Origin of the sequence: Variovorax sp. OV700 (genome assembly GCF_900099805.1) — a bacterium.
GTDB lineage: Bacteria > Pseudomonadota > Gammaproteobacteria > Burkholderiales > Burkholderiaceae_C > Variovorax.
In genome coordinates this window covers 1-22,936 of record NZ_FNDR01000013.1, presented here as the reverse complement: position 1 = coordinate 22,936, position 22,936 = coordinate 1, and the positions used below count along the sequence as shown (strand labels likewise).

General features: G+C 65.7%; 22 protein-coding genes. 13 read left to right on the top strand and 9 right to left on the bottom strand.

Annotation, left to right across the window (positions count from 1 at the left end; translation table 11 throughout):
• Nucleotides 1-8: 8 nt before the first annotated feature.
• The 3 genes from BLR24_RS24575 to creD all read right to left on the bottom strand — a co-directional run bounded on the left by BLR24_RS24575 (nucleotide 9) and on the right by creD (nucleotide 4,604).
• Complete coding sequence (locus tag BLR24_RS24575; RefSeq protein WP_093022094.1) at nucleotides 9-614, bottom strand: hypothetical protein; 606 nt, start codon at nucleotides 612-614, stop codon at nucleotides 9-11.
• An 85-nt stretch (nucleotides 615-699) separates the two neighbouring features.
• A complete protein-coding gene (locus BLR24_RS24570) occupies nucleotides 700-3,090 on the bottom strand; it encodes a penicillin-binding protein 1A (RefSeq protein ID WP_093022091.1) in 2,391 nt (796 codons plus the stop codon).
• A 38-nt stretch (nucleotides 3,091-3,128) separates the two neighbouring features.
• Nucleotides 3,129-4,604, bottom strand: a complete 1,476-nt coding sequence (gene creD / locus BLR24_RS24565; protein WP_093022088.1) for a cell envelope integrity protein CreD — start codon at nucleotides 4,602-4,604, stop codon at nucleotides 3,129-3,131.
• A 208-nt stretch (nucleotides 4,605-4,812) separates the two neighbouring features.
• Here creD and BLR24_RS24560 point away from each other — a divergent pair, with 208 nt between their 5' ends.
• The 8 genes from BLR24_RS24560 (at nucleotide 4,813) to BLR24_RS24525 (ending at nucleotide 13,282) form a co-directional block, all read left to right on the top strand.
• Nucleotides 4,813-6,888 carry a VIT and vWA domain-containing protein gene (locus BLR24_RS24560; protein ID WP_093022085.1) on the top strand — a complete coding sequence of 692 codons (2,076 nt, stop codon included), beginning with the start codon at nucleotides 4,813-4,815 and terminating at the stop codon, nucleotides 6,886-6,888.
• A gap of 25 nt (nucleotides 6,889-6,913) precedes the next feature.
• On the top strand, nucleotides 6,914-7,843 hold the full coding sequence (gene xrtQ / locus BLR24_RS24555; RefSeq protein ID WP_093022082.1) for an exosortase Q: 930 nt from the start codon (nucleotides 6,914-6,916) through the stop codon (nucleotides 7,841-7,843).
• Nucleotides 7,824-8,393 (top strand): hypothetical protein, encoded by a 570-nt coding sequence (locus BLR24_RS24550; protein ID WP_093022079.1) that lies wholly within the window; start codon nucleotides 7,824-7,826, stop codon nucleotides 8,391-8,393. The genes xrtQ and BLR24_RS24550 overlap by 20 nt, the downstream gene beginning before the upstream one ends.
• Nucleotides 8,394-8,400: 7 nt before the next feature.
• Complete coding sequence (locus tag BLR24_RS24545) at nucleotides 8,401-9,669, top strand: biosynthetic peptidoglycan transglycosylase (RefSeq protein WP_093022077.1); 1,269 nt, start codon at nucleotides 8,401-8,403, stop codon at nucleotides 9,667-9,669.
• Nucleotides 9,666-10,418 carry a GNAT family N-acetyltransferase gene (locus BLR24_RS24540; protein WP_093022074.1) on the top strand — a complete coding sequence of 251 codons (753 nt, stop codon included), beginning with the start codon at nucleotides 9,666-9,668 and terminating at the stop codon, nucleotides 10,416-10,418. Before BLR24_RS24545 ends, BLR24_RS24540 begins: the two co-directional genes overlap by 4 nt.
• Nucleotides 10,419-10,485: 67 nt before the next feature.
• Nucleotides 10,486-11,385: a pirin family protein gene (locus BLR24_RS24535; protein ID WP_093022071.1), complete on the top strand. Its 900-nt coding sequence runs from the start codon at nucleotides 10,486-10,488 to the stop codon at nucleotides 11,383-11,385.
• Nucleotides 11,386-11,454: 69 nt separating this feature from the next.
• On the top strand, nucleotides 11,455-12,555 hold the full coding sequence (locus tag BLR24_RS24530; RefSeq protein WP_093022068.1) for a flavodoxin family protein: 1,101 nt from the start codon (nucleotides 11,455-11,457) through the stop codon (nucleotides 12,553-12,555).
• Nucleotides 12,556-12,703: 148 nt separating this feature from the next.
• Nucleotides 12,704-13,282, top strand: coding sequence for a Spy/CpxP family protein refolding chaperone (locus tag BLR24_RS24525; RefSeq protein WP_093022066.1), 579 nt, complete (start codon nucleotides 12,704-12,706; stop codon nucleotides 13,280-13,282).
• A gap of 83 nt (nucleotides 13,283-13,365) precedes the next feature.
• Here BLR24_RS24525 and BLR24_RS24520 read toward each other — a convergent pair whose 3' ends face one another.
• Nucleotides 13,366-13,794, bottom strand: coding sequence for a serine/threonine protein kinase (locus BLR24_RS24520; RefSeq protein WP_093022064.1), 429 nt, complete (start codon nucleotides 13,792-13,794; stop codon nucleotides 13,366-13,368).
• Between the two features lie 217 nt (nucleotides 13,795-14,011).
• Here BLR24_RS24520 and BLR24_RS24515 point away from each other — a divergent pair, with 217 nt between their 5' ends.
• The 3 genes from BLR24_RS24515 (at nucleotide 14,012) to BLR24_RS24505 (ending at nucleotide 17,125) form a co-directional block, all read left to right on the top strand.
• A complete protein-coding gene (locus BLR24_RS24515; protein WP_093022061.1) occupies nucleotides 14,012-14,794 on the top strand; it encodes an endonuclease/exonuclease/phosphatase family protein in 783 nt (260 codons plus the stop codon).
• 88 nt (nucleotides 14,795-14,882) lie between these two features.
• Nucleotides 14,883-16,160 (top strand): cardiolipin synthase ClsB, encoded by a 1,278-nt coding sequence (gene clsB, locus BLR24_RS24510; protein ID WP_093022058.1) that lies wholly within the window; start codon nucleotides 14,883-14,885, stop codon nucleotides 16,158-16,160.
• Nucleotides 16,157-17,125 carry a lysylphosphatidylglycerol synthase domain-containing protein gene (locus BLR24_RS24505; protein ID WP_093022055.1) on the top strand — a complete coding sequence of 323 codons (969 nt, stop codon included), beginning with the start codon at nucleotides 16,157-16,159 and terminating at the stop codon, nucleotides 17,123-17,125. The genes clsB and BLR24_RS24505 overlap by 4 nt, the downstream gene beginning before the upstream one ends.
• Here the strand turns inward: BLR24_RS24505 and BLR24_RS24500 are convergent.
• Complete coding sequence (locus BLR24_RS24500) at nucleotides 17,122-17,697, bottom strand: acyloxyacyl hydrolase (RefSeq protein ID WP_093022052.1); 576 nt, start codon at nucleotides 17,695-17,697, stop codon at nucleotides 17,122-17,124. The two genes, BLR24_RS24505 and BLR24_RS24500, sit on opposite strands and share 4 nt — an antisense overlap.
• Before the next feature lie 188 nt (nucleotides 17,698-17,885).
• Here BLR24_RS24500 and BLR24_RS24495 point away from each other — a divergent pair, with 188 nt between their 5' ends.
• Nucleotides 17,886-18,383 carry a polyhydroxyalkanoate granule-associated phasin gene (locus BLR24_RS24495; RefSeq protein WP_093022049.1) on the top strand — a complete coding sequence of 166 codons (498 nt, stop codon included), beginning with the start codon at nucleotides 17,886-17,888 and terminating at the stop codon, nucleotides 18,381-18,383.
• Nucleotides 18,384-18,395: 12 nt separating this feature from the next.
• Here the strand turns inward: BLR24_RS24495 and BLR24_RS24490 are convergent, their stop codons facing one another.
• The 3 genes from BLR24_RS24490 to BLR24_RS24480 all read right to left on the bottom strand — a co-directional run bounded on the left by BLR24_RS24490 (nucleotide 18,396) and on the right by BLR24_RS24480 (nucleotide 20,925).
• Entirely contained in the window at nucleotides 18,396-19,643 is a 1,248-nt protein-coding gene (locus tag BLR24_RS24490; RefSeq protein WP_093022046.1) for a metallophosphoesterase, read from the bottom strand.
• Nucleotides 19,644-19,774: 131 nt separating this feature from the next.
• A complete protein-coding gene (locus BLR24_RS24485) occupies nucleotides 19,775-20,275 on the bottom strand; it encodes a hypothetical protein (RefSeq protein WP_093022043.1) in 501 nt (166 codons plus the stop codon).
• 128 nt (nucleotides 20,276-20,403) lie between these two features.
• Nucleotides 20,404-20,925 (bottom strand): hypothetical protein, encoded by a 522-nt coding sequence (locus tag BLR24_RS24480; RefSeq protein WP_093022468.1) that lies wholly within the window; start codon nucleotides 20,923-20,925, stop codon nucleotides 20,404-20,406.
• A 298-nt stretch (nucleotides 20,926-21,223) separates the two neighbouring features.
• Here BLR24_RS24480 and BLR24_RS24475 point away from each other — a divergent pair, with 298 nt between their 5' ends.
• Complete coding sequence (locus BLR24_RS24475) at nucleotides 21,224-21,490, top strand: hypothetical protein (protein ID WP_093022040.1); 267 nt, start codon at nucleotides 21,224-21,226, stop codon at nucleotides 21,488-21,490.
• Nucleotides 21,491-21,538: 48 nt separating this feature from the next.
• Here the strand turns inward: BLR24_RS24475 and BLR24_RS24470 are convergent, their stop codons facing one another.
• Nucleotides 21,539-22,618 (bottom strand): cupin domain-containing protein, encoded by a 1,080-nt coding sequence (locus tag BLR24_RS24470; RefSeq protein WP_254787554.1) that lies wholly within the window; start codon nucleotides 22,616-22,618, stop codon nucleotides 21,539-21,541.
• Nucleotides 22,619-22,936: the final 318 nt, after the last annotated feature.

Below are 22,936 nucleotides of genomic sequence, written 5' to 3'. Positions count from 1 at the left end.
GAAAGAAATTACTGGCCCGTCAGTGCGCCGTAGGCCTTGCGCGTTCCCGGACTCACGGCATCGAGCAATTGCTCGTACGAGGTCTTGTGCCGCGCCAGCATCCGCGCCGACGCCACTGTCTTCGACTTGCAGAACCAGTGGCAGCTGTGCTGCATCAAAAACAGCTCGGCCGACATCGTGAAAGCCTTGGCCTTGGGTGTGCGGCCGGATTCGTTTCGCATCACCTCGGCAATGCCGCGTGCGTGGACGGCAAGGGCCTGGCGAAAGTCGAAGGTGGCGGCCGGAAACAGCCTGTGCGCGAATGGAATGGCCAGCGGCAGCTTGCTCACGCGTGCCTGTGCCTCATCGACACGCGCGAACTCCGCAGCAAAGCTGTCGAACTGGGCCGAGAGCTTTTGCTCGGTGGAGTCGAGCAGGCTCCAGATCTGCTGGCGCCGCGCGGCGTCGTCTTCGCCAAGGCAGCGCAGGTAGCCCTCGGTGAGGGTCTCCATGAGATTTTCGATCTGGTACTTGCCGAGGTGGCTCCCGAGCAGCGCGATGCGCTGGCGCTGGTCCCGTGATTTGAGGATGTAGGCGCCGATGACGATCAGCGTCACCAGGGTAAGGATTTCCATGAGGCGTGAGGAACGAAAAAGGTGAAAGCGGCGGCAGCACCGAGTGTAGGGACACCCGGAACCTGTCGCCCGCCTTCGCCCTCTCCTATCGGAAGAACTCGAGGATGCGGTTGCGCTCTTCCGGCGGGGGCGGCGGCCCCAGCGGCACGCCCGAGAGTTCTTCCGCCGGCGGTGGCGGCGACTCGGCGTTCTCCACGCCCAGGCTCGCCACGCCGCGCCCCGGCGTGAAATCATCGAAATACCACTCGCCGTCGATGTTGGCGACGCCCGGCGGCTCCGGGATCTTGCTCACCGGCACGCCCTTGAGCGCGGTCTGCATGTAGCCGATCCAGATCGGCAGGCTCAGGCTGCCGCCGGTTTCGCCGCGCACGCCCAGCTGGCGCGGCGTGTCGTAACCGATCCATGCGATGCCGACGTTGGTGGGTTGGAAGCCTGCAAACCAAGTGTCGAAAGAATCGTTGGTGGTGCCGGTCTTGCCGAACAGGTCGTCGCGCTTGAGCGCCTGGTAGGCGCGCGCAGCGGTCCCGCCTTTCACCACGCTTTGCAGCAGCGAATCCATGATGAAGGCATTGCGTTCGGGAATGGCGCGGCGGGTTTCGTCGAGCGCCGGCGGTTCGGTCTCGAGCAGCACCTTGTCCCGCAGGTCGGTCACGCGCGTGACGAGGTACGGATTGACCTTGTAGCCGCCGTTGGCGAACACCGAATAGGCCGTGGCCATCTGCATCGGCGTGACCGAGCCCGCACCCAGCGCCATTGGCAGGTAGGCGGGGTGCTTGTCCTTGTCGAAGCCGAAGCGAGTGATCCAGTCTTGCGCATACGGTGCGCCGATGGATTGCAGCAGGCGAACGGTGACCAGGTTCTTCGACTTCATCAAGGCGGTGCGCAGCGGCATGGGCCCTTCGAAGCCGCCATCGAAGTTCTTCGGTTCCCAAGGCTGGCCGCCCGGGGTGCTCGCTTCGAAATGCAAAGGCGCATCGTTCACGATGGTGGCCGGCGTGAAGCCTTTTTCGAGCGCGGCCGAATAGATGAAAGGCTTGAAGCTCGACCCCGGTTGGCGCCAGGCCTGCGTGACGTGGTTGAACTTGTTCTTGCCGAAATCGAAGCCGCCCACCAGGGCCTTGATGGCGCCGGTGCGCGGGTCCATGCTGATGAACGCGCCCTCGACCTCAGGCAGCTGGGTTATCTCCCAGGTGTTCTTGGGTGTCCTCGCCACGCGGATCACCGCGCCGCGGCGGATCTTGATGTTGGGCGGTGCCTTGGCCGCGAGGCCCGATTGCGCGGGCCGGAGGCCTTCGCCGTTGATCTGCACGGTTTCGCCATTCGCGCGTACCGCGTTGATTTCCTTGCTGTTCGCTTCCAGCACCACGGCCGCCATCACGTCGCCGTTGTCGGGATGTTCGGCCAGTGCGTCGTCAACTGCCTCGTCGGCTTCCTTTTGATCGTTCGGCAGATCGACGAAACGCTCGGGCCCGCGATAGGGCTGGCGCCGCTCGTAGTCCATGATGCCTTTGCGAAGCGACCTGTAGGCCGCTGCCTGGTCGGCCGCGACCAGCGAGGTGTAGACCTTCATGCCGCTGGTGTAGATGCTGTCTCCGTACTGCGCGTACATCATTTGTCGCACCGTCTCGGCCACGTATTCGGCATGCAGCCGGTTCGGGTCGGCGGCATCGCGCAGATGGAGTTCTTCCTTCTTCGCCTCGGCCGCCTGCTCTGCGGTAATGAAGCCGGTCTCCTGCATGCGAGCGATCACGTAGAGCTGGCGCGCGCGGGCCCGGCGCGGGTTGGCCACCGGGTTGTTGGCGCCGGGCGCTTTCGGCAGTCCGGCCAGCATGGCCGCTTCGGCCGTGGTGATGTTTTGCAGCGGCTTGCCGAAATAGGCTTCCGAGGCGGCGGCAAAGCCGTAGGCGCGGTTGCCCAAATAGATCTGGTTCAGATAGATCTCGAGGATCTGGTCCTTGGTGAGTTGTTGCTCCAGCCGCAGTGCCAGCAATATTTCATAGGTCTTGCGGCTCAGCGTGCGCTCCGAACTGAGGTACACATTGCGCGCCACCTGCATCGTGATGGTCGAGGCGCCTTGCTTGCGGCCGCCCTTCAGGCTGGCCACCGCCGCGCGCACGAAGCCCTTGTAATCGACGCCGCCATGGTCGTAGAAGCGCGCGTCTTCCACGGCCAGCACGGCATCCTTCATGACCTTGGGAATGCTGGCAAAAGGCGTCAGCGTGCGGCGCTCTTCGCCAAACTCGCCAATGAGCGTGCCTTCGACCGAATACACGCGCAGCGGCAGCTTGGGCCGGTAGTCGGCCAGTTCGGAGATGTCGGGCAGGCGCGGATAAATGGCAGCCACCGCCACGACGGCGGCCACCACCAGCACCACCGCGCCAGAGCCGAGCACGATGGCGCTCCAACGTGCAATGCGGCGCAGCCGTATCGATCGCTCGGAGCGCGCCGGGTCGGTGGAAGGAGAGGAATCGTCCATGAAAATCAGTAAGTAGAAAAAACAGTCGGTAGCTTCGGTTACACGGACGGAGCCACTTCAGGTGAGACCGGCTCGGGCATTCGGGGGTTCCCGGCCGACAGCGCATACCAGTCGACCTTGCGCGTGGCCAGCATCAACACCGTCAGCATGCCGAATGTCAGCAGGGCGCCGAGTAGGAGGGCGTTGCTTTCCGATGCCAGCAGGCCGTAGAGCGCGCCATAGAGTACCGCGACAAAGGCCCCAAATCCCGCGCCACGTTTCCAGCTTTGCAAGACAGCGCTGAAGTAGATGCCCAGCAGCAGCACGCTCGCTGAGGCCGCGCTCGCATAAGCCAGCCAGAAAGCCAGCTTCTCGGACAAGGCCAGCAGCAGCAAAAAGAACAGCGCAATCGACAGGCCGACCAGCCCGTATTGCACTGGATGCATGCGCTGCCTCCGGAACAGCTCGAACATGAAGGCCGCCATGATCACCAGGCCGATGAAAAGCGCGCCGTACTTGCCGGCGCGCGTGCTCATCGAATACACGTTGATCGGCTGGGCGAGCGATACGTCGAAGGTCTGCAGCGGGCCGAGGTTGCGCGGGCCCGTCGCAACGGCGGCTGCTGCCGTGGCTGCGGCATTGGTGTCGCCCCGCTCCGACAGTCCGGCGCGCACCTGTTCGCGTGCAGATGTGACGAGCGACGACACGCGCCAGTGGGCATCGAAGCCCTGCGGCGTTACCTCGCGCTGCGTGGCGAGAAAGCGGCCGCCGAAACTCGGATGCGCCCACGGCGAGCTCAGATGGGCGGTGGTCTCTTCGGCAATCGGCACCATCGAGAGCGTGTCTTGTCCCACGAGGCCGAGCTTCATCTCGAAGGGCAGCGGTGTCTTCGACTCCCATGCGGCGAGTGCGGCGCCGGTGAGCGGCGCGTGGATGGCATCGGCCAGCCAGCTGGTGTCCGCGAGGCCGGGCACGCGCTGCTTGAAACGCAAAGCCTCACCGTTGATGGCGATGGTGGGCGAACCGTCGAGCCCGCGCAAATCGCTCACGTAGAACACGACGAAAGGCGCCTTGAACTCGATGCGGGAATCGGCTTCGCTGTGCACCACGGACTTGGGGTCGAAGGCGGCAAATCCGCCACCGAGCGTGGCGTTGAGCGTGTAGAAGGGAATCTTGAAGATGCCTCGATAGCGCTCGTGCGGCGCCATCGAACCTTCGGTATGCAGCTTGTCGGGAAACACCGCGTGGGCCATTTCCTTGCTGCGCGCCTCCTGGCCGATCACCTTGCCTTGCGCATTGCGCAGCGGCTCCATCCAGCGTTCCACATACGGCACCAGCAGCAGCGGGCCCACCATGGTCTGCCCGCTTGCGTAGGTGGCGGCAAGCTCCTCGGCCGCCTCGCGCTGGCTGCGGCCGCGCTCGCGGTTGATGGAGTTGATCTCGGCCAACGGAATGCACAGCAAGAGCGTGAGCATGAGCAGGCCGGCAACCTTGACCAGCATCGAACTCTGCAAGGCCTTGAACAACTGAAACATGTTTTCTTCTCCACTTCGATAACGATGCGGCGATGCTCGCCGAGCGATCCGAAGGGCGTGTGAAGCGTGGCCGACGGCGGACTTCACACAGGCTTCACACAAGGCTGCGTCCGGCGGGCGGACTTCAAGCAGCCTTCCAATTTCCTTCTCGCGCGGTGTCGACAGTTGCGGCTGTGCAAGTTCGCACGGACACCGACACACCACCGCCATGGATGCCCACACCACCTCTCGTCCCGGCCGCTGGCTCTGGCTCGCCACCGTGAGCCTGGCCGCCGCGGGCTTCGTTGCGCTCAGCCTCAACCCCGTGCATGCGCAGGAAGCACCCGGCCCGCGGCTGAAGACCGAGAGCCCCTACTTCTTCGTGAAAAGCGACGACCCCTCGGTCGACCGACTGCCGCTCAAGGGAACCGAGGTGGCGGTGAAGATCTCGGGCGTCATTGCCGACGTGACCGTTACGCAGACTTATCGCAACGAGGGCCAGCGCGCGATCGAAGCGAAGTATGTTTTTCCGGGCTCGACCAAGGCTGCGGTCAGCGGTCTCAACGTGCGCCTGGCCGACCGCCTGATCACCGCGCAGATCCGCGAGAAGCAGCAGGCGCAGATCGAATACGACACCGCGAAGAAAGAAGGCAAGACCGCCGCTCTGCTCGAGCAGCACCTGCCCAACGTGTTCCAGATGAACGTCGCCAATATCCTGCCGGGCGACGACGTGAGGGTGGAACTGCGCTACACCGAGCTCCTGGTGCCGCAGTCGGGCAACTACGCGTTCGTGTTTCCCACCGTGGTGGGCCCGCGCTACAACAGCCCGCAGTCGGAGAACGCCCAGGCCAAGTGGGTGGCCCAGCCCACGCTGCGCGCGGGGGTGGCGCCCGGCACCAGCTTCAGGCTCAAGGCCAGCATCGATACACCCATGGGCCTGAAGGAAGTGCGCTCGAGTACCCACGCCATCGACGTGAAGAAGAGCGATGAAGACCGGCATGCCGACATCGTGCTCACGGCCGACGGCCGCCCCGCGGACAACCGCGACTTCGTGCTCGACTACCGCCTGGCGGGCGAAAAGATCGAATCGGGCCTGATGCTCTACAAGGGCCAGAACACCGATGGAAGCACCGAGAACTTCTTTCTCGCGATGGTCGAGCCACCGAAGGCCGTGGCCGCCAGCGCCATTTCGCCACGCGACTACATCTTCGTGGTCGACATCTCGGGTTCGATGCATGGCTTTCCGCTCGACACCGCCAAGACGGTGCTCGAACGCCTGATCGGCGGGCTGCGTCCGAGCGACACCTTCAACGTGCTGCTGTTCTCCGGCAGCAACAAGATGCTCTCGCCCCAATCGGTGCCGGCCACGCGCGCCAACATCGAGCAGGCGCTGGCCACCATCCAGAACTACGGCGGCAGCGGCAGCACCGAGCTGATTCCCGCGCTCAAGCGCGTCTATGCCGAGCCGAAGGAAGAGAACGTGTCGCGCACCGTGGTGCTGGTGACGGACGGCTACGTGAGCGTGGAGCGCGAGGCTTTCGAGCTGGTGCGCAAGAACCTCTCCAAGGCCAATGTGTTCGCCTTCGGCATCGGCTCGTCGGTGAACCGCAGTTTGATGGAAGGCATTGCGCGCGCCGGCATGGGCGAGCCCTTCATCATCACCGACCCGATCCAGGCGCCCGAGCAGGCCGCGCGCTTTCGCCGCATGGTGGAGTCGCCGGTGCTCACCAATGTGAAGATCACTTTTGGCGGCCTCGACGTATACGACGTGGAGCCGCAAGCCCTGCCCGATGTGCTCGGCGAACGCCCGGTGATTGTGTTCGGCAAGTGGCGCGCGGATGCCGAAGGCAAGGCCAGGGGCCGCGTGATCGTCGAAGGCCACGGTGCCAACGGCCCGTATCGCCAGGAGCTGCGCATCGATCCGCAGATGCGCCAGGACACCGCCGCGCTGCGCACGCTGTGGGCACGCCACCGCATCGAGAGCCTCAGCGACCAGGAGACGCTCGAGGGCGGTGGCGCCTTCAAGGAGCGCATCACCGAGCTCGGCCTGAAGTACAGCCTGCTGACGCAGTACACCAGCTTCATCGCGGTGGACAAGGTGGTGCGCAACCTCGCGCCGCAGAACAGCGTGGACGTGAACCAGCCGCTGCCCTTGCCGCAAGGCGTGAGCGAACTCGCACTCGGCGCCGAGGTGCCGAGCACGCCGGAGCCCGAAACGCTGGGCGCCATTGCCGTGGTGCTGTCGATGCTCGCCATGCTGCGCCGCCGCGCGCGGCGCAACGACCCGCGCCGCTTCACGGCCTGAACGCAAAAGAAAAAGGGAAAAACAAATGTCACTGGCCGCACTTGCCCACCAGCATCCGCGCATCGTGGATTGGGGCATTCGCATCGACCGCGCACCGGCCGCTGGCTGGCTCGCGCTGCAATTCGCCGCACTGGCACCGACTTGGGCCTGGATGGTCCGGCGCATGCGCGACGGCTCCGACGATCCGCTGGGCCTCCTGGCGCTTGCCGCTTTGGCCGCGCTGGCATGGCAATGTCGGCGCGAACTGCGCGCCGCGCCGCGGCTCGGCTGGCTGGCCCTGGCGGGGGCCGGCACCTTGCTGGCCACGCTGCTGCGCACGGGGCTTGGCGCGCTGCCCGCCCTCCCCCCGCTCGCGACGGCCCTAGTGGCGGTGCTGGCGCTGGCGTGCGGCTTGCTCGCCTTCCTGCCGCGGCGCGTGGCTGCGCTGCCGATCGCGGGGCTCGCCGTGCTGGCCTTGCCGCTGTTGTCGTCGCTGCAGTTCTATGCGGGCTATCCGCTGCGCGTCGTCACCGCCGAGGCGAGCCGCTGGCTGCTGGCGCCGGGCTTCAGCGTGGCGCGCGAGGGCAGCAGCCTGCTGGTCGACGGCCGGCTGGTCATCGTCGATGCGCCATGCTCGGGCGTGCAGATGGTGTGGCTGGGCTACTTCACCGCGTGCGCGGTGGCGCTCTGGGCGCGCCAGGACGATCGCGGTTTTCTGCGCCGGCTGCCGATGGTCGGGCTGCTGGTGCTGGCGGGCAACATCCTGCGCAACAGTGTGCTGATTGCATTCGAAGGCGCGGGCCATCCGCTGGCGTCCTGGGCGCACAACCTGCTCGGCCTGCTGGTGCTGGCCGTGGTGTGCGGCGGCATCGCCCGCCTGATGGTGCCGGCGCGCACGGTGCCCGGATTTGCCGACCAACCCATTCCGGGCCTGATCACCGCGCAGGGAGGCCGCCATGTCGACACCGTTCTTTGAAAACTTTTTCGCTAACCACTTCATCAATCGCATCGGCCACAAGGCGGCGTTCGCGCTCGCGATGCTGCTGTGCCTGCTGTGGTCGACCGCCGCGGCCTTGCGCGCGCCGCCGGAACCCGTGGCGGCCGCGGCCGCGCACGAATGGCCGCGCGAATGGGATGGTGCACCGCTGCGCCCGATGGCGCTGAGCGAGGTCGAGCAGCGCTTTGCCGACCGTTTTCCGGGTGCCATCGGCCGCATGACCGACGGCACGCAGACGATCGTGATGCGCGCGGTGAACGCCCCCACGCGCATGCTGCATCCGGCGGCCGACTGCTACCGCGCGCTGGGTTTTCGCATCGAGCAGGCACGCCTGGAACGCGACGCGCAGGAGCGACTGTGGCGCTGTTTTGTTGCGCAACGGCACGGAGTGCAAAAGTTCCGCGTCTGCGAGCGCATCGTCGATGCCGAAGGCGCTGGTTTCACCGACACTTCAGCTTGGTACTGGGCGGCTGCCAGCGGGCAGTCGCGCGGTCCGTGGCAAGCCGTCACGGTGGCGAGACCCTTGTGAGAGTTGTGTGAACAAGATCCTGAGATTCGTGATTTATGCGCTGTCGGCCCTCGTGGTGACGGCCTGCCTGGCCGTCTTCCTGATCGTCAAGTTCGCGCTTGCACCGGCGCCCGGGGAGTGGAGCACCAGCGTCAAGGCCGGCCCGCTGAGCTTCCAGGTCGGCGTGCCCGCAGCGGTGCGGCTGGCCACATCTTCTTGGCTCGCGCCGCGCCTGGACGGCCACTCTGTAGAAACGCGCTTCGGCACGGTCCGTTTCGCCTGGAAGGCCGCGGACGGCCTGCTCGAACTGCGCTGCGCACCCTGCAGCCTGGAGGTCGCGGCCCTCGGCACGCAGCCGATCCAGGTCGAAGGCCTGGTCGCCACCGTCAGGCGCGACGGCAACACGCTGGCCGGCACCCTTACGGCCACGCCTCGCAATGCCGATGCGGCGGCTGTGATCCAGGGCCCATGGGAAGGGCGCCTCGCACCCAAGGGCCTGCATTTCAGCGCCGACATCAAGGATGCGCCCATTGCCCGCTGGTATGCCGTGCTAGCACCCCACCTGCCCGAACTGCAGCGCTCCCGCATCGGCGGCACGTTGGCGGTTCGCGCGCAGGTCGCTCTGCCCGAAGGCACTTTCGTCGTGCTTCCCTCCGTCAGCCAGTTCACCGTCGAAGGGCTGGGCACCGAAGCGATGCTCGGCGCGCGCACCAGCTGCGGGGCGCCGTCGAAGCTCGCCAACGACAGCTGGCTGGCGCGTGCGGTCATCGCGGCCGAGGACCAGCGCTTCTTCACCCACGCCGGCTATGACCTGACCGAAATCGTTGCGTCGATCGACAACAACCAGAAGGACGGCCAGCAAAAGCGCGGCGCCAGCACGCTGACCCAGCAGCTGGCCAAGATGCTGGTGACCGGCAGCGACCGCACCGCCGAACGCAAGCTGCGCGAGTTGCTCTACGCGGTCGAGATGGAACAGACGCTGGGCAAGGCGCGCATCCTGCAGCTTTACCTCGACAACGCGCCCTGGGGCGGCAACCTGTGCGGGGCCGAAGCCGCCGCGCGGCGATATTTCAAGCGGCCGGCGCGCAACCTGGAGCCCGCGCAGGCCGTGTGGCTCGCGGCCATGCTGCACAAGCCACAGGCGGTGCTCGAGCAATGGCGGCACGACGGCCGCATCGACCCTGACCGCACCAAGTGGGTGGCCGAGGGCGTGCGCGGCATCAGCCGCAACCAGCGCGAGGCATTGCTCAAGAGCGTGGCGGCGGCCCGGTTCACGGCGCCGGAGGCGGTGCCATGAACGATGTCGAGGCCATCGAGCGCGCCACGGTTGCCGCCGTGTCTCCGCTTGCCGTCGAAGAACTCGACGGCTGGCTGCTGCCCTTCGACGACGGCACCGTCAAGCGTGCCAGGTCGGCGGTTCCTTTGCACCGCGGCGACGTCGGCGACCGCACGATCGATCGCATCGAAGACCGCTACGACAGTCGGCAGTTCGTGCCCGCCTTCCGGCTTGCCGATCTTCCTTGCTTTGCCGCGCTGCAAACCGAGCTGGAGCAGCGGCACTATGTCGGCGATTCGCCGACCTGCGTGCAAATAGGCTCCGCGCAGCGCATGCGCGAGGTGGCGGCGGCCGACGCCGCGCTGGCCGAGGTCGACCTTGCGCCCGACGAAGCTTGGGCGACGCTGTTTCTCGGCGAGGGCTTCGATCCGGTGGATGGGGCGCATCGCGTGCGGGCGCTGGCGCGTGCCAAGGGGTCGCTTTATGCCAGCGTGCGCGAAGGCCGGCGCACCGTGGCCGCGGGCGCCATGGCCTTCGGCCATGGATGGGCCAGCGTGCACGGCATGCGAACCGAGCAGTCGCAACGGGGCCGGGGCCTGGCGGGGCGGGTGCTCGCGGGCCTCGCGCAGGCCGCGCTCGAGCGCGGCTTCGAGCGCGTCTTCCTGCAGGTCGACGCGCATAACGCCGCCGCGCATGCGCTCTACCGGCGGGCCGGTTTTTCCACCCAGTGGCAGTACCGCTACTGGCAGCGGCAGCAGTGGCCGCGCTGACGGCGCCCACCTGAAAGCCACATCCCCACCGGTGGCGCGGTCGGGGCGTTAGTGCCACCATGGCTGCATGACGAACGCAAATCATCATGCCAACCACCCCACCGATCCCGTCGCCACGCCGCGCGGCATCGACCACATCGTGGCCGGTGTATCCACCAGCGATGGCGACGGCGTCAAACTCACCCGCGTGCTGCAGCAGCCGCTGCAAAAAAGGCTCGACCCCTACCTGATGCTCGATTCCTTCGGCAGCGACAACCCGGGCGACTACATCGGTGGCTTTCCCAATCATCCGCACCGCGGCTTCGAAACCGTGACCTACATGATTGCGGGCCGCATGCGCCACCGCGACAGCGCGGGCCACGAGGGCCTCTTGCAAAACGGCGGCGTGCAGTGGATGACGGCCGGCCGCGGGCTCATCCACAGCGAACTGCCGGAACAGGAAGACGGCGTCATGGAAGGCTTTCAGCTCTGGCTCAACCTGCCCGCCAAGGACAAGATGCGCGAGCCCTGGTATCGCGACATCCAGAGCGAGGAAATTCCGGAGTACACCACCACCGCGGGCGCGCAGGTGCGCGTGATCGCAGGCGCCAGCCACGGCGTCGAGGGCGCGGTGCGGCGCGAGGACACGGAGCCGCTGTATCTCGACATCACCCTGCCGCCTGGCGCCGAGTTTGCGCAGCCCCTGCCGGACGATCACAACGCGCTGGTGTACGTGTTCCGCGAATCGGTGTGGATCTCGGGCAGCGAGGTGCCGACGCGCCGCATGGCCATTCTTGCGAACGAGCCCGGCAGCGACGGCGCGGTGCTGCGCGCGGGTGCCACCAACCACAGCCCGGCACGGGCGCTGCTGATTGCCGGCAGGCCGCTGCGCGAACCGATTGCGCAATACGGCCCCTTCGTGATGAACACCCAGGAAGAAGTGAAGCAGGCCGTGCACGATTTCCAGAACGGCAAGCTCGGCATGTAGTCGCAGGCCTACCGAAAATCGGCGCCGCGCGCAGGTCACGGGCGGCAGTGCGGCGCATAGATTGGCGCCATGCCCTCTCGCATGTCCAGCACCTCCAAAGCGCCCCGGGTCCGCAAAGGACAGGCGCCCGACACGTTGCAGCGCGACCGGTTCCACGAGCGCTTCATGCAATCGTTCCAGGACCCGGCCTTCGAGGCCGAGAAAAAGTCGTTGCAGCGCATCGAGCTCATTGCCTGGGAGGCTTACCAAGAGGGACGCAAGGCGCCGGTCACGCGCAAGGCCGGCCCTGGCTATGCCGATCCCGAGTACGAACTTTCGGTTGATTGGCTCGAAGCCAAGGCCCGCATCGACGCGGCAGAGGTCGCCTGGGGCAACCCGCAGACGCGGTCGCGCGTGCTGCTGGTCAACGGTTCGCCGCGCAACGATGGCACCTGTCCCGGCGAAATCTCCAAGACCTGGCGACTGGTGCAGCTTGCGCGCGAGGTGCTCGACGGCCGCGGCATCGACGTCGATGTGCTCGACCTGAGCCTGCTCACGTCCGAATACGGCCGGCATATCCATCCCTGCAAGGGCTGCGTCTCCACTGCCATGCCGCTGTGCCACTGGCCCTGCAGCTGCTATCCGAATCATGCGTTGCGCCAGACTGGCGACTGGATGAACGAGATCTACGAGCGCTGGGTTGCCGCGCATGGCGTGATGCTGTTCACGCCCACCCACTGGTATCAGTCCGCGAGCCCGCTCAAGCTCATGGCCGACCGGTTGGTGTGCGCCGATGGCGGCAACCCCGACCCCACCAGCACCCACGGCAAGAAGCCCGACGAAGCCAAGGCGCTCGAACTCGAGGGCTGGGGCTATCCCAAGCACCTGAGCGGCCGGGTCTACGGCGTGGTGGTGCACGGCGACGTGGCCGGCGTCGAGAGCTTGCGCCGCAATTTGTCGGACTGGCTCGACTGGATGGGCCTGATCGATGCGGGCGCGCAAGCCCGGCTCGACCGCTACATCGGCTACTACGAGCCCTATGCGACCAGCCACGACAGCCTAGACGCCGACGAAGACGTGCAGGAAGAGGTGCGCAACGCGGCCCGGGCGGTGGCACTGGCAGTCGGTGAGCTGCGCGCGGGCAAGCTGCAGGCGCCCGATCGCGGGCTGAAGCTTCCAAGGCCGAAATAAGCCACGCCGCGGGCGCGCGAAGCCCTTGCCGTTCATGATTCTTTACGCACGCTCACTGTCGGCTCACCTGAGCGATACAGAGGTCTTCCACACTTCGCTTCACCTGCTGCCCCTTGGCGGCGGGCTTCTTCGAAAGGAAGCACTTTTCATGATCTCTCTTCGCCAGCGCATCGTCTGGGCCAGCCTTCTCGGGTCGGCCGCCCTCGCCTCTTCGGGCGCTTTCGCCCAGGCACCGGCCGCACCCAGCACCTCTTCGACCCCGCCCGCGGCCGTCGCCCAGGCCGATGGGGCCGCCGGAAACAAGGCGCAGCACAAGCGGATGGACCCGGCCGAGCGCATGCAGCGCATGCAGGAACACCGCGCCAAGCGCCTTGCCGCACTGAAGGAAAAGCTCAAGCTGACCGCCGCGCAGGAAAGCGCGTGGAGCACTTTCGCATCGGCCAGCAAGCCGCCGGCCGGCGCCCGCCCCCCGCGCATGGATCGCGCGGAATTTGCCAAGCTGACCACGCCCGAGCGCCTGGAGCGCATGCAGGCCCGCCAGGCTGAACGCAGCGAGAGGTTCGCCAAGCGCGCCGAAGCCACCAAGACCTTCTATGCGGCGCTCACGCCCGAGCAGAAGAAGACCTTCGACGCGGAAACGGTGCATGCCGGCATGCACGGGCATCGGGGCCACCATGGCCACGGTGGTCCGGACGGCCACCATTCAGCAGCGCCCTCCAAGAGCTGAGCGATTGGCGCGCTGAACGGCGCAAACGATAAAAAGCCCGCGATGCTTGGTGCATCGCGGGCTTTTTTGCGTACGCGGGTTATTTATTGAGGCGTGCCGGTCCTCTCCGTCGGGTTCGTCGGCACGTCCGGCCGTTCACCCGGGTGGCCGAACCGGGGCTTGGTCTTGCGGGCCTGCTGGCTCACTTCGGCGCGCGACATCTCGCCCGTGGGTTGCGGCATGGCGTTGGGCTGGGCGTTCACGGTGGTGCTCGCCTCGCCCTTTGGTACGGGGTTGTTGGCGTTGTTGCGGTTGTGGGCGCGCGCCTCGGCCTTCACGGCCTCGCGTGAGACCGGCATGCTGTTGTCGGGGCGCTGCGGCGGATTGGGCACGCCGGAGGGTGTCTGCGTGCTGGCCTGTCCCCCCACGGCCGGGTCGGGCTGGGCGGGGATCGACGTGGCTTGTGCCATGGCGGCGCCGGCGGTGGCCATCAGGCCGGCCAGCAGCGTGGCGTGAAAGATTCGTTGCTTCATGGCGGGTTTCCTTTGCTTGTCTCGAGAGATCGATGAACGAATGACGGACGGGCCGTTCCTTCGGCCTGAAACCACCGTAGGAGGCCGCCAATGCCGGTCGTGTCGGGGTGCGGCAGGCCTGCCTGTAGGAGCCGGCCGCCCGCTCGCGAAAGGCACCTTAGAAGGTGGCGCGTTCCTACAGGCGGCGGGGGCGCGGCAACGTACAACCACAGGACCGATGTCTTCTTCCCCGATTCCCCTCCCCGCAACGGCGCCGACCTCGCTCAAGGTCATGACGGTGAATACCCACAAGGGGTTCACCGCGCTCAACCGCAAGTTCATTCTTCCGGAGCTTCGGGACGCAGTGCGTACCGTCGGGGCCGACGTGGTCTTTCTGCAGGAGGTGCTCGGCACCCATTCGCGCCACTCGCGCAAGGTCAACAACTGGCCCGAGGCGCCGCACTATGAATTCCTGGCCGACACCATGTGGCCGCAGTTCGCCTACGGGCGCAACGCGGTGTATCCGAGAGGGCACCACGGCAACGCGGTGTTGTCGAAGTTTCCGATCGTGCATTACCGCAACCACGACGTGTCGGTGGCCGGCCCCGAAAAGCGCGGCTTGCTTCACTGCGTGCTGCGTCTGCCGGGCCGCACGATCGACGTGCATGCAATCTGTGCTCACCTGGGCCTGGCCGAGACGCACAGGCAGCAGCAGCTGGAGCTGCTTTGCCACATCGTGCGCGACGAGGTGCCGGCCGATGCGCCGCTGATCGTGGCGGGCGACTTCAACGACTGGCGCGGCCGCGCGCACCGGGTGCTCGAAGAAGGTGCCGCGCTGCGCGAGGTGTTCCTGCATGCGAACGGCTCGGCCGCCAAGACCTTTCCGTCGCGCTTTCCACTGCTGTCGCTCGACCGCATCTACGTTCGGAATGCGGGCGTGCACGAGCCCGTGGTGCTGCCGCGCAAGCCCTGGTCGCACCTGTCGGACCACGCGCCGCTGGTGGCGAACATCGACCTTTGAAGATGGACTACGCCCATGCTCCGCGCAGTTCATTTTTTCGCGCCGCGACGCCCATCGCCTGCCTCGGCGGGCACTGAAGGTGGCCGCCATGGATAACGGCGACCGCTGGATCGGCGGCAATTGCATTGCGCTGCTCGAAAACGGCGAGGAGTTCTTTGCGCGCGTGTTCGACGCCATCCGCCAGGCAAAGCGCGAAGTCATCATCGAAACCTTCATCCTTTTCGAGGACAAGGTGGGCCTGGCGCTGCACGCCGCCATGCGCGCCGCGGCCCAGCGTGGCGTCAAGATCGACATGCTGGTCGACGGCTTCGGCTCGCCGGATCTTTCGCGCGAATTCATCGAAGGGCTGAGTTCGGTGGGCGTGAGGACACGGGTGTTCGATCACGGCAAGCGCATCCTCGGCCAGCGGCTCAACGTGTTCCGTCGCATGCACCGCAAGATCGTGGTGGTGGACGGCGAGCTTGCGTTCGTCGGGGGCATCAACTATTCGGCCGACCATCTGCTCGACTTCGGCCCCAAGGCCAAGCAGGACTACGCGGTAGAGCTCCGAGGGCCGATCGTGGCGCAGATCCATCAGTTCGTGCTGCGTGCCATTGCGCTCGGCGACAAGGGGCCGCGCTGGTTCCGGCGCCGCCTCAAGCAAGCCCCGCCGGCCGACCGGGAAGCGGTTGGCCAGGTGGACGCAATGTTCGTCACGCGCGACAACCGGCGCCACACCGGCGACATCGAGCGCCAGTACCTGATCGCGATCCGCGCCGCGCGCCAGCGCATCGTGATTGCCAATGCGTACTTCTTTCCGGGCTACCGGCTCATCAAGGAACTGCGTCGCGCGGCGCGGCGTGGCGTGGACGTGCGGCTCATTCTGCAGGGCGAACCCGACATGCCGATCGTCAAGACCGCCGCGAGCATGCTCTACCACCACCTGATGCACTCGGGCGTGCACATCTATGAATACTGCGAACGCCCGCTGCACGCGAAGATCGCGCTGATGGACGATCGTTGGACCACGGTCGGCTCGAGCAATCTCGATCCGCTGAGCCTGTCGCTCAACCTCGAAGCCAACGTGATCGCACGCGACAAGGCTTTCAACCAGCTGCTCTGGGAGCGCATGGACAGGCTCATGCGCGAGAGCTGCAAGGAGATCGGGCCCGCAGACCTCGAGAACGAATGGAGCGGCTGGCGGCTGGTGCGCAGCTTCTTCATCTTTCACTTCTTGCGCTGGTATCCCTCGTGGCTCGGCTGGCTGCCGCGCCATGTGCCGCGCCTGACACCCGCCGAGGCCATTGCCCTGGTCGAAAAGCGCGAACAACGCGAGAACGACAAGAAAAGCGGCGACAACGCCGTGACGCCGACGGAAGTGGCATGAACACCCACACCGCACGGCTTGCACACCGGTCCTGGTGGCCCTGGGTGCGCCGTCTCGCGGCCTGGGCCTTTTTTGGCCTGATCGCCTGGCTGCTCGTCAACCAGGCGCGTGCCATCGACTGGCAAGAGGTGTTCGCGGCCATGCGCGCGCTACCCGCGGCCACGCTGCTGCTGGCGGGCGCGCTGGCCGCGAGCAGCTTTGCGATCTACAGCACCTATGACCTCTTGGGCCGGCATCTCACGCGCCACCCGCTGGGCGCCGGCACCGTGATGGGGGTGACCTTCATCAGCTATGCCTTCAACCTCAACCTGGGGTCGCTGGTCGGCGGCGTGGCGTTTCGCTACCGGCTCTATTCGCGGCTGGAACTCTCCAACGGCACCATCACCCGTGTGCTGGGCTTCAGCATGCTGACCAACTGGCTCGGTTACCTGGTGGTGGCTGGCGCGGTCTTCTGCTTCTGGCCGCTGGTATTGCCGGCCGACTGGAAGATCGACAACGCAGGCCTGCGCATCCTCGGCGCCGTGCTGCTGCTGGTGGCCGCGGCGTACCTGGTGCTGTGCGCCTTCGCCAGCGGCCACGTCTTTCGCATTCACCGCCATTCGTTCAAGGTGCCGTCGCTTCGGATGGCACTGCTCCAGCTGGCCATCTCCTGCCTGAATTGGTCGCTGATTGGCGGCGTGATCTGGGTGCTGCTGCAGGGCCAGCTGCCTTACCACTCGGTGCTTGCGGTGCTGCTCGTGGCTGCGGTGGCGGGCGTCATCACTCACGTGCCGGCGGGGCTTGGCGTGCTGGAAGCGGTGTTCATTGCGCTCCTTTCGGACCAGGTGCCCCAAGGCAGGCTGCTGGGCGTGCTGTTGGTCTACCGAGGCCTTTATTACCTCTTGCCGCTGGGCGTGGCCACGCTGGCTTACTTTGTTGCGGAACTGCGCGCCAAGCGCTGGCGCGCACGGGCCGTCGACCACTAGAAATGGTAGGTATAGCGCACCCGGACAAAGTTTTCCCCCGGGTTGGGCTTCTTGATGCCCCCATTCGAAAAATGCTGCAGACGCAGTGTCAACTCGTGCTTGCCGTTCTCGCCGAAGCTGCGTCCCACGCCGAGCACTTCGGTGAACTGGAATGCGGTGGTGAAGGTGCGGTCGGGGGTCTTGTAGAGGTGGTCCATCAACGTGCCGCCCACGCCTCCTTCGGCAAACCAAGGCGAACCGCCGCCATCGAAGCGGTAGCGCCAGGTGTAGATCGCACCGATCTGCGTGAAGCTGCGCGCGCCGTCATCGAGAGCAGGCCCGCTCCATTGGCTGATGAACAGGTCCCAGTAGGAGGTCAGTGCGCCTTCGTGAACAGGCTGGCGCAGCGACCAAGGCAGCGTGACGCCTGCGGTGGCTGAATTGGTGGCGCCCTGGTCACCATGCGGTGCGCGCCCGCCCTCGAAGTAGAGGCCGCGTGCGCTGTCCTCGAACGCGTGGGCTTCGGTGCCCAGCAAGCACAAGAAACCTGCGAGCACCGCAAACTCAAGGGAAACCAAGCCTTGTTTTTTCATGATGCGGTTTGAGGCTGCGGGACAGACGGAATAATCAAATTTCCGCCTCATTCGTTGCGTGCAGGTGAGGTTATTTCCGTGTCAAAAGTAGGACTTGTTCAACAATTTGCCACGCAACTTTGCTGCAGTGCAGCAAAGCCCCCGGCTGGCGCCTATAGTGGTGTTCGTCCATTCCATAGACCGCACTCATGTCGTCCCTCACTTCCGTCGTTCGTCTGGCCAGCCCCCTGATGCTGTGGGTCGATCTGGCCCTCAAGACCCAAGAGATGCTGTTGTCTTCAGGCTCCGTGATCCAGATGCGCACCGAGCGTATTGCCAAGGCGGGGCTCACGCCCAGCGCGGCCGATATCGCCGAGTTCCAGCTCATGGGCAATGAAAAGCTTGCGGCGGCGGGCGAATCGGGTGCGGCCATGGCCAAGCAGTGGCACAGCAGCCATGTCGCCCTGGCGAACCGCGCGCTGCAGCAATGGTTTCAGAGCGCCGGCGCCTTCCTCTCGATGACGGGCAGCATCACGCCGGCGCAGGCGGCCGTACGCGGCGACGCTTTCGTCAGGGCTGCCGCGCGCGCCGCGGGCACGGCCGGCCAGCTGTCGGGTGCGGCGGCCCGCATCGCGCGCCAGGGGCTGAAGCCGATCCATGCCGCAGCCACCTCGAACGCCCGGCGCCTGGCCGAGCTGCGCACCTGAAGAGGCGCGTTGTCAGCTGCGCGCCGGCACCAGCGTCAGCAGCGTGATCTCGGAGGGCGCGCCAAAGCGCTTGGGCGGCCCCCAATAGCCGGTGCCGCGGCTCACGTAGATCCACATGTCGTGCAGCCGGTGCAGGCCCGCGGTGAAGGGCTGCTGCATCGGCACGAAAAGGTTCCACGGAAAGAACTGGCCGCCGTGCGTGTGGCCCGACAGCTGCAGCTGGTAGCCGGCCTTGGCAGCCAGAGGCGCACTGCGCGGCTGGTGCGCGAGCAGCACGCGCGTGTGCACCAGCGGCGGCGCATCGAACAGCGCCAGGTGCGGGTCGCTTTCGTGCGCGGCATCGAAATGCCCCGCGGTGTAGTCGGTCACGCCGGCCAGCACCAGCTGGCTTTCGAACAGCTCTTCGTCGTTCTGCGCGCCGCGCACGTTGCGCGTCTGCAGCACCACGTGCTCGTTGAGCAGCACCTTCAGGCCGAGCCGGCGCAGTTCGTCGATCCATGCATGTGCGCCGGCGTAATACTCATGATTGCCCGTGACAACGAAAGTACCGTGCCGCGCACTCAGTCCCGCCAGGGGAGCGATGTGCTCGCGCAGTTCGGCCACCGTGCCATCCACCAGGTCGCCCGTGATCGCAATGGCGTCGGCGCCGAGCCGGTTCACCGCATCGACGATGCGCTGGATGTAGGCGCTCCTGATCGTCGGGCCGACGTGGATGTCGCTGAGCTGTGCAATCGTGAAGCCGTCGAGCGCCGTCGGCAGGCCGCGAATCGGAATGTCGACGCGCTTGACGCTGGCGGTGCGGCGGGCGTTGATGAAGCCGATCAGCGAAGTACCCGTGGCCATTGCCATCACCGCCAGCGCGCTCCATGGCAGCAACGCGTCCCAGGGCGCCTGAAGGCCGCCCAGCGTGCTCGCCAGCCAGATGAGCACCAGGCCGGCATCGTGTGCCAGCGTCAGGACGAACATCGACGAGAACCAGCCCATGCTGATCAGGCCGACCCACTTGAGCATTTCGCCCAGCGAAGCGTTGGGCGCAATGCGGCGCGAGACAAAGGGCAGCGGGATCGTCACGGCCGAGATGGCGAGCGCGGCCAGCGCCAGCGGCCAGGCCGGCGTGAGCGTGGCCAACGCGGGCAGGAGGCGCAGCGCCATGTAGGCATGCAGGAGCGCGGTGAGAACGCTCAGGAAACGTATCGGCATTGGGGCAATAGGAACGGGCATTGCCCGGGATAGGGCATCTGCAAGGCGCATGCCGTGCATTCAAGGCGCCTTGCGGCGCGCGGGTAGCTATTTTTTCTATAGCGCAGAGAGCCCGGATAGCAGGCATTGCGGATCAAGCGAACTGAAAAAGCGGAAGTCCGGTCCCCGGCGTCCGAACCCGGCCTCGCTCGCTACTGCACCGTGCGCGTGCCGGCGGAAGCCATGTCGGTGCCCGCTGGCCACAGAAATGCCATCCGGGCGGGCGTTCCTGGTGCCACCTGCAGCGTTTGCTTGAGCGTGTTTCCGCGCAAGCGAGCCTCCACTTCGTAAGTGCCGGGGTCGAGACGGGCTACCATGAACGGGCCCTCCGACGCCACGTTGTCGAGCAGCACCCTGCCTCGGGTGTCGCGCACGGTCACGCGGACGTCGGATGCGAAATCGGCGCCCTTGTGGTCCTTGATCGCAAACTCGAACGTGGCCGGCCAGCGTGGCGCCACCGTTTCCATCAGCTGGGCCTCGTCGCTGCCGATGCCGCCGCTCATGTATTCGATGCCATGCGTCATGCGGATCGGCGGGTTGTCTGTGGCGTGCGCCGAAGTCAGCGCCGCCAAAAAAAGAAGAGCGGCGCCGCACAGCATGGTGGCGGCCGCTGCGGCGGGCCTGCTGCGCGATGAAATCCGAAGAGTGGTCATGGTCTGGATCCTTTCCTTTCTTGCGTACCTGCGTGGCGAAACACCACGGCGCCACTGTGCGGCGCACGGCTTAGACAAGGCTTAACAAGGATCCGAGCCTCCGGCGCAAGCCGAAGGGCGGAGGACGCTCAGCGGGCGGCGGAGGTCTGTGCGAGCGCCTGGGTCTGCGCTGCGGGCGGCAGCACCGAAGCCATGTCGAAATTCGACGGCCACATGAACACGGCGCGTGCCGGCACGCCCGCGATCACTGTCAGGGTCTGCGTGATCGTGAGTCCGCCGAGCGTGACGTTCACGTCGTAGGCGCCCGGGTCGAGCCGCGTCAGCATGTACGGCCCTTGCGACTGGGCTTCCATCACGGGACGGCCCGTGTACTTTTCGCGCACCTGGACGGCCGCCCGCACCGGGAAACTGCCCTTTTGCGCGCTGTCGTTGACGCCGAACTCGAGGGTGGCCGCCCAGCGCGGCGAGACCATCTGCATGAACGCGGCTTCGTCCTTGCTCGCGCCGCCGCACATGTATTCGACGCCCTGCGCCATCTGGATGGGCGGGTTCGAGAACGCGTGGGCAGACGTGGTCATCGCCCCGAAGAATGCTGCTGTGCCGCCCAATACCAACGCAGCCATCGGCTGCCGGAGACGCATAAGGTTCATTGCTTCGATGTCCTCGATCATGGGTGACGTGAATCCGTCGAGGATTTTGCTTAGCAAGAGTCGGGCTAGATATAGCGTTTACGAGGAACGATCCTCGGCGACGCGCTGAACGCTATTGTTTTAATAGCTCGTGACGATTGTGTGACGCGTATCCGCGCGGCTTTGCAGCGTCCTACCTATGAAAACCCTGAGACGCCCTTTGTGTGCGCCCGATCCGACGCGCCGCACGTGACCGGCGCCTACAGCGGTGCACCGCCTCGTTGGTTATGAAGAAGTTCGTACAGAAAAGGAGCTTTCAATGACCATCGGATCGAAGATCGACGCAATCAAGAAAATGGATGCCCGGCGTCCAGGCATTCCGGGCGAGCACCTGGCTGTGCTCGGAGCAGGCCTCTTGCTGCTGCTGAAGGCGGGAAGCAGCCGCTCGCTGATGCGCCGCGTGCTGGCGGGCGCGGCGGGAGGTGCACTGGTCGGCCGCGCGGCCGGCGGAACCGGCGGGCTGGCGCGCGTCGCGCGGATGCTGCAAGGCAGCAGAAACGGCGTTCGCGTGCACCGGTCGATCTGACCTCGGGCCGATCGGCCAGGTCAGTGTTTCAAGTCGGACCCTGAATTTTCAATAGGAGCCTGGCGGCGGGCTGTAAGTGAAGGGTCGCCCCGAGGTCATGCTGATGAGCCGGGCGCGCGCGGCACCCAACCGGGCGCGCCCCGCACCGACGAAGCCGCCGACGGCCGATTTGACTGCGTCCGCAGTGGGCGATTCCCTCGGATACGAGGGTGACAGGCCGCACTTGCGCATCAGCCGGTTCACTTGGTGAATGCGGGCCACCTCGCGCGTGGCCGCGGTGTAGAAGGTCACTCCGATCGAGATCGACAAGCGATCGCCAGGGCCGGTCCGGTCAGCCTTGGATCGCGTCATGTGGGGCGCGGTGCTCGGAAAGTAGATGGCATCCCCCGGCTGCGCATCGAACTCCAGCCCACGCGGCAAGAATGCTTCATTGAAGCGCACTTTCCCGAGCGACTGCGTGACGATGAAATCCTCCACGGCTTCGGCCGACACGATGGTGCGATCGCGGTAATCCCAGACGTTGAGGGTCTTGTGACCATGCAACTGCAGCCAGAAATTGTTCTCGCGATCGATGTGAAAGGGCGTGACGGAAGGCGGAGCAGAGAAGAAGATGAATCCGTTCACCCTGAAGATGGCCGATTGCTCGCGCTCGACGAAGGAGCGCATCGAGTTCACTGCCGACGTCAGCAGGGCCTGATAACGGGGGATGGCTTCAATGTGATAGAAGGCAACCGACGAACCCGGTTCCTCCATGCGCTGGAAGAATTCCTCGATGCTGCGTCCATCAGGATGCCGGCTGTCGTTTGCGAGAGAGGATGCGACCGTCCTGTTCGGGTTCATGAACCTGCATTGGTCCAGCTTCGACAGTTCCATCCCGAGCTTCACGAGTTCAGGCACCTGAAACAGGGGATGCTCGTGAAAGTTGTGGTGCATCCGCGTGATCCTCTGGGTAGAGAAGCCGTCAGGATCGTCCGTCCACATCCGATACGTTTCCGAAGGCCCGACAGATTTCATGTTGGTGACGCACATCGCAATCTCCAGATTGCTTTTGGACTCCTGCCCCTGAACCGAGGTCCGGTGGAGTCCGTGAGCAAAAGTAATACTTTGGAATTCAATGCTGGATGGCATTCCTGACTTCTAACTGACAACGAAAGGCTCATCGGTGAAAGCCCCTATCGCCAACAGAGAGGTAGTTGGGGCGGGCTCTCGGCCGGCGGGCTGGCATGTGCTCGCCGAACCGCACCCGGACCGCAGCCTCCAGGCAACGCGAGCGGCAGGTTGCCGGCGCCTTACGGCTCGGACGAAGTAAAAAAGAGCGCCCGGCAATGCCGGGCGCTCTTTTTATTTCACCTGACCCGTCCTGAAATGGGTTGACACCTTTTCCCCCAAGAAAAGGCAAGTCAATGGAATCAGGCGTCAAACGCACGCAGCGTGACTACACGCTGG

What these genes read in the sequence shown, in the direction of transcription:
- BLR24_RS24575 (WP_093022094.1), bottom strand. Translation starts at nt 614, where the DNA reads ATGGAAATCCTTACCCTGGTGACGCTGATCGTCATCGGCGCCTACATC.
- BLR24_RS24570 (WP_093022091.1), bottom strand. Translation starts at nt 3,090, where the DNA reads ATGGACGATTCCTCTCCTTCCACCGACCCGGCGCGCTCCGAGCGATCG.
- creD (WP_093022088.1), bottom strand. Translation starts at nt 4,604, where the DNA reads ATGTTTCAGTTGTTCAAGGCCTTGCAGAGTTCGATGCTGGTCAAGGTT.
- BLR24_RS24560 (WP_093022085.1), top strand. Translation starts at nt 4,813, where the DNA reads ATGGATGCCCACACCACCTCTCGTCCCGGCCGCTGGCTCTGGCTCGCC.
- xrtQ (WP_093022082.1), top strand. Translation starts at nt 6,914, where the DNA reads ATGTCACTGGCCGCACTTGCCCACCAGCATCCGCGCATCGTGGATTGG.
- BLR24_RS24550 (WP_093022079.1), top strand. Translation starts at nt 7,824, where the DNA reads ATGTCGACACCGTTCTTTGAAAACTTTTTCGCTAACCACTTCATCAAT.
- BLR24_RS24540 (WP_093022074.1), top strand. Translation starts at nt 9,666, where the DNA reads ATGAACGATGTCGAGGCCATCGAGCGCGCCACGGTTGCCGCCGTGTCT.
- BLR24_RS24535 (WP_093022071.1), top strand. Translation starts at nt 10,486, where the DNA reads ATGACGAACGCAAATCATCATGCCAACCACCCCACCGATCCCGTCGCC.
- BLR24_RS24530 (WP_093022068.1), top strand. Translation starts at nt 11,455, where the DNA reads ATGCCCTCTCGCATGTCCAGCACCTCCAAAGCGCCCCGGGTCCGCAAA.
- BLR24_RS24525 (WP_093022066.1), top strand. Translation starts at nt 12,704, where the DNA reads ATGATCTCTCTTCGCCAGCGCATCGTCTGGGCCAGCCTTCTCGGGTCG.
- BLR24_RS24520 (WP_093022064.1), bottom strand. Translation starts at nt 13,794, where the DNA reads ATGAAGCAACGAATCTTTCACGCCACGCTGCTGGCCGGCCTGATGGCC.
- BLR24_RS24515 (WP_093022061.1), top strand. Translation starts at nt 14,012, where the DNA reads ATGTCTTCTTCCCCGATTCCCCTCCCCGCAACGGCGCCGACCTCGCTC.
- clsB (WP_093022058.1), top strand. Translation starts at nt 14,883, where the DNA reads ATGGATAACGGCGACCGCTGGATCGGCGGCAATTGCATTGCGCTGCTC.
- BLR24_RS24505 (WP_093022055.1), top strand. Translation starts at nt 16,157, where the DNA reads ATGAACACCCACACCGCACGGCTTGCACACCGGTCCTGGTGGCCCTGG.
- BLR24_RS24500 (WP_093022052.1), bottom strand. Translation starts at nt 17,697, where the DNA reads ATGAAAAAACAAGGCTTGGTTTCCCTTGAGTTTGCGGTGCTCGCAGGT.
- BLR24_RS24495 (WP_093022049.1), top strand. Translation starts at nt 17,886, where the DNA reads ATGTCGTCCCTCACTTCCGTCGTTCGTCTGGCCAGCCCCCTGATGCTG.
- BLR24_RS24490 (WP_093022046.1), bottom strand. Translation starts at nt 19,643, where the DNA reads ATGCACGGCATGCGCCTTGCAGATGCCCTATCCCGGGCAATGCCCGTT.
- BLR24_RS24485 (WP_093022043.1), bottom strand. Translation starts at nt 20,275, where the DNA reads ATGACCACTCTTCGGATTTCATCGCGCAGCAGGCCCGCCGCAGCGGCC.
- BLR24_RS24480 (WP_093022468.1), bottom strand. Translation starts at nt 20,925, where the DNA reads ATGAACCTTATGCGTCTCCGGCAGCCGATGGCTGCGTTGGTATTGGGC.
- BLR24_RS24475 (WP_093022040.1), top strand. Translation starts at nt 21,224, where the DNA reads ATGACCATCGGATCGAAGATCGACGCAATCAAGAAAATGGATGCCCGG.
- BLR24_RS24470 (WP_254787554.1), bottom strand. Translation starts at nt 22,618, where the DNA reads ATGCCATCCAGCATTGAATTCCAAAGTATTACTTTTGCTCACGGACTC.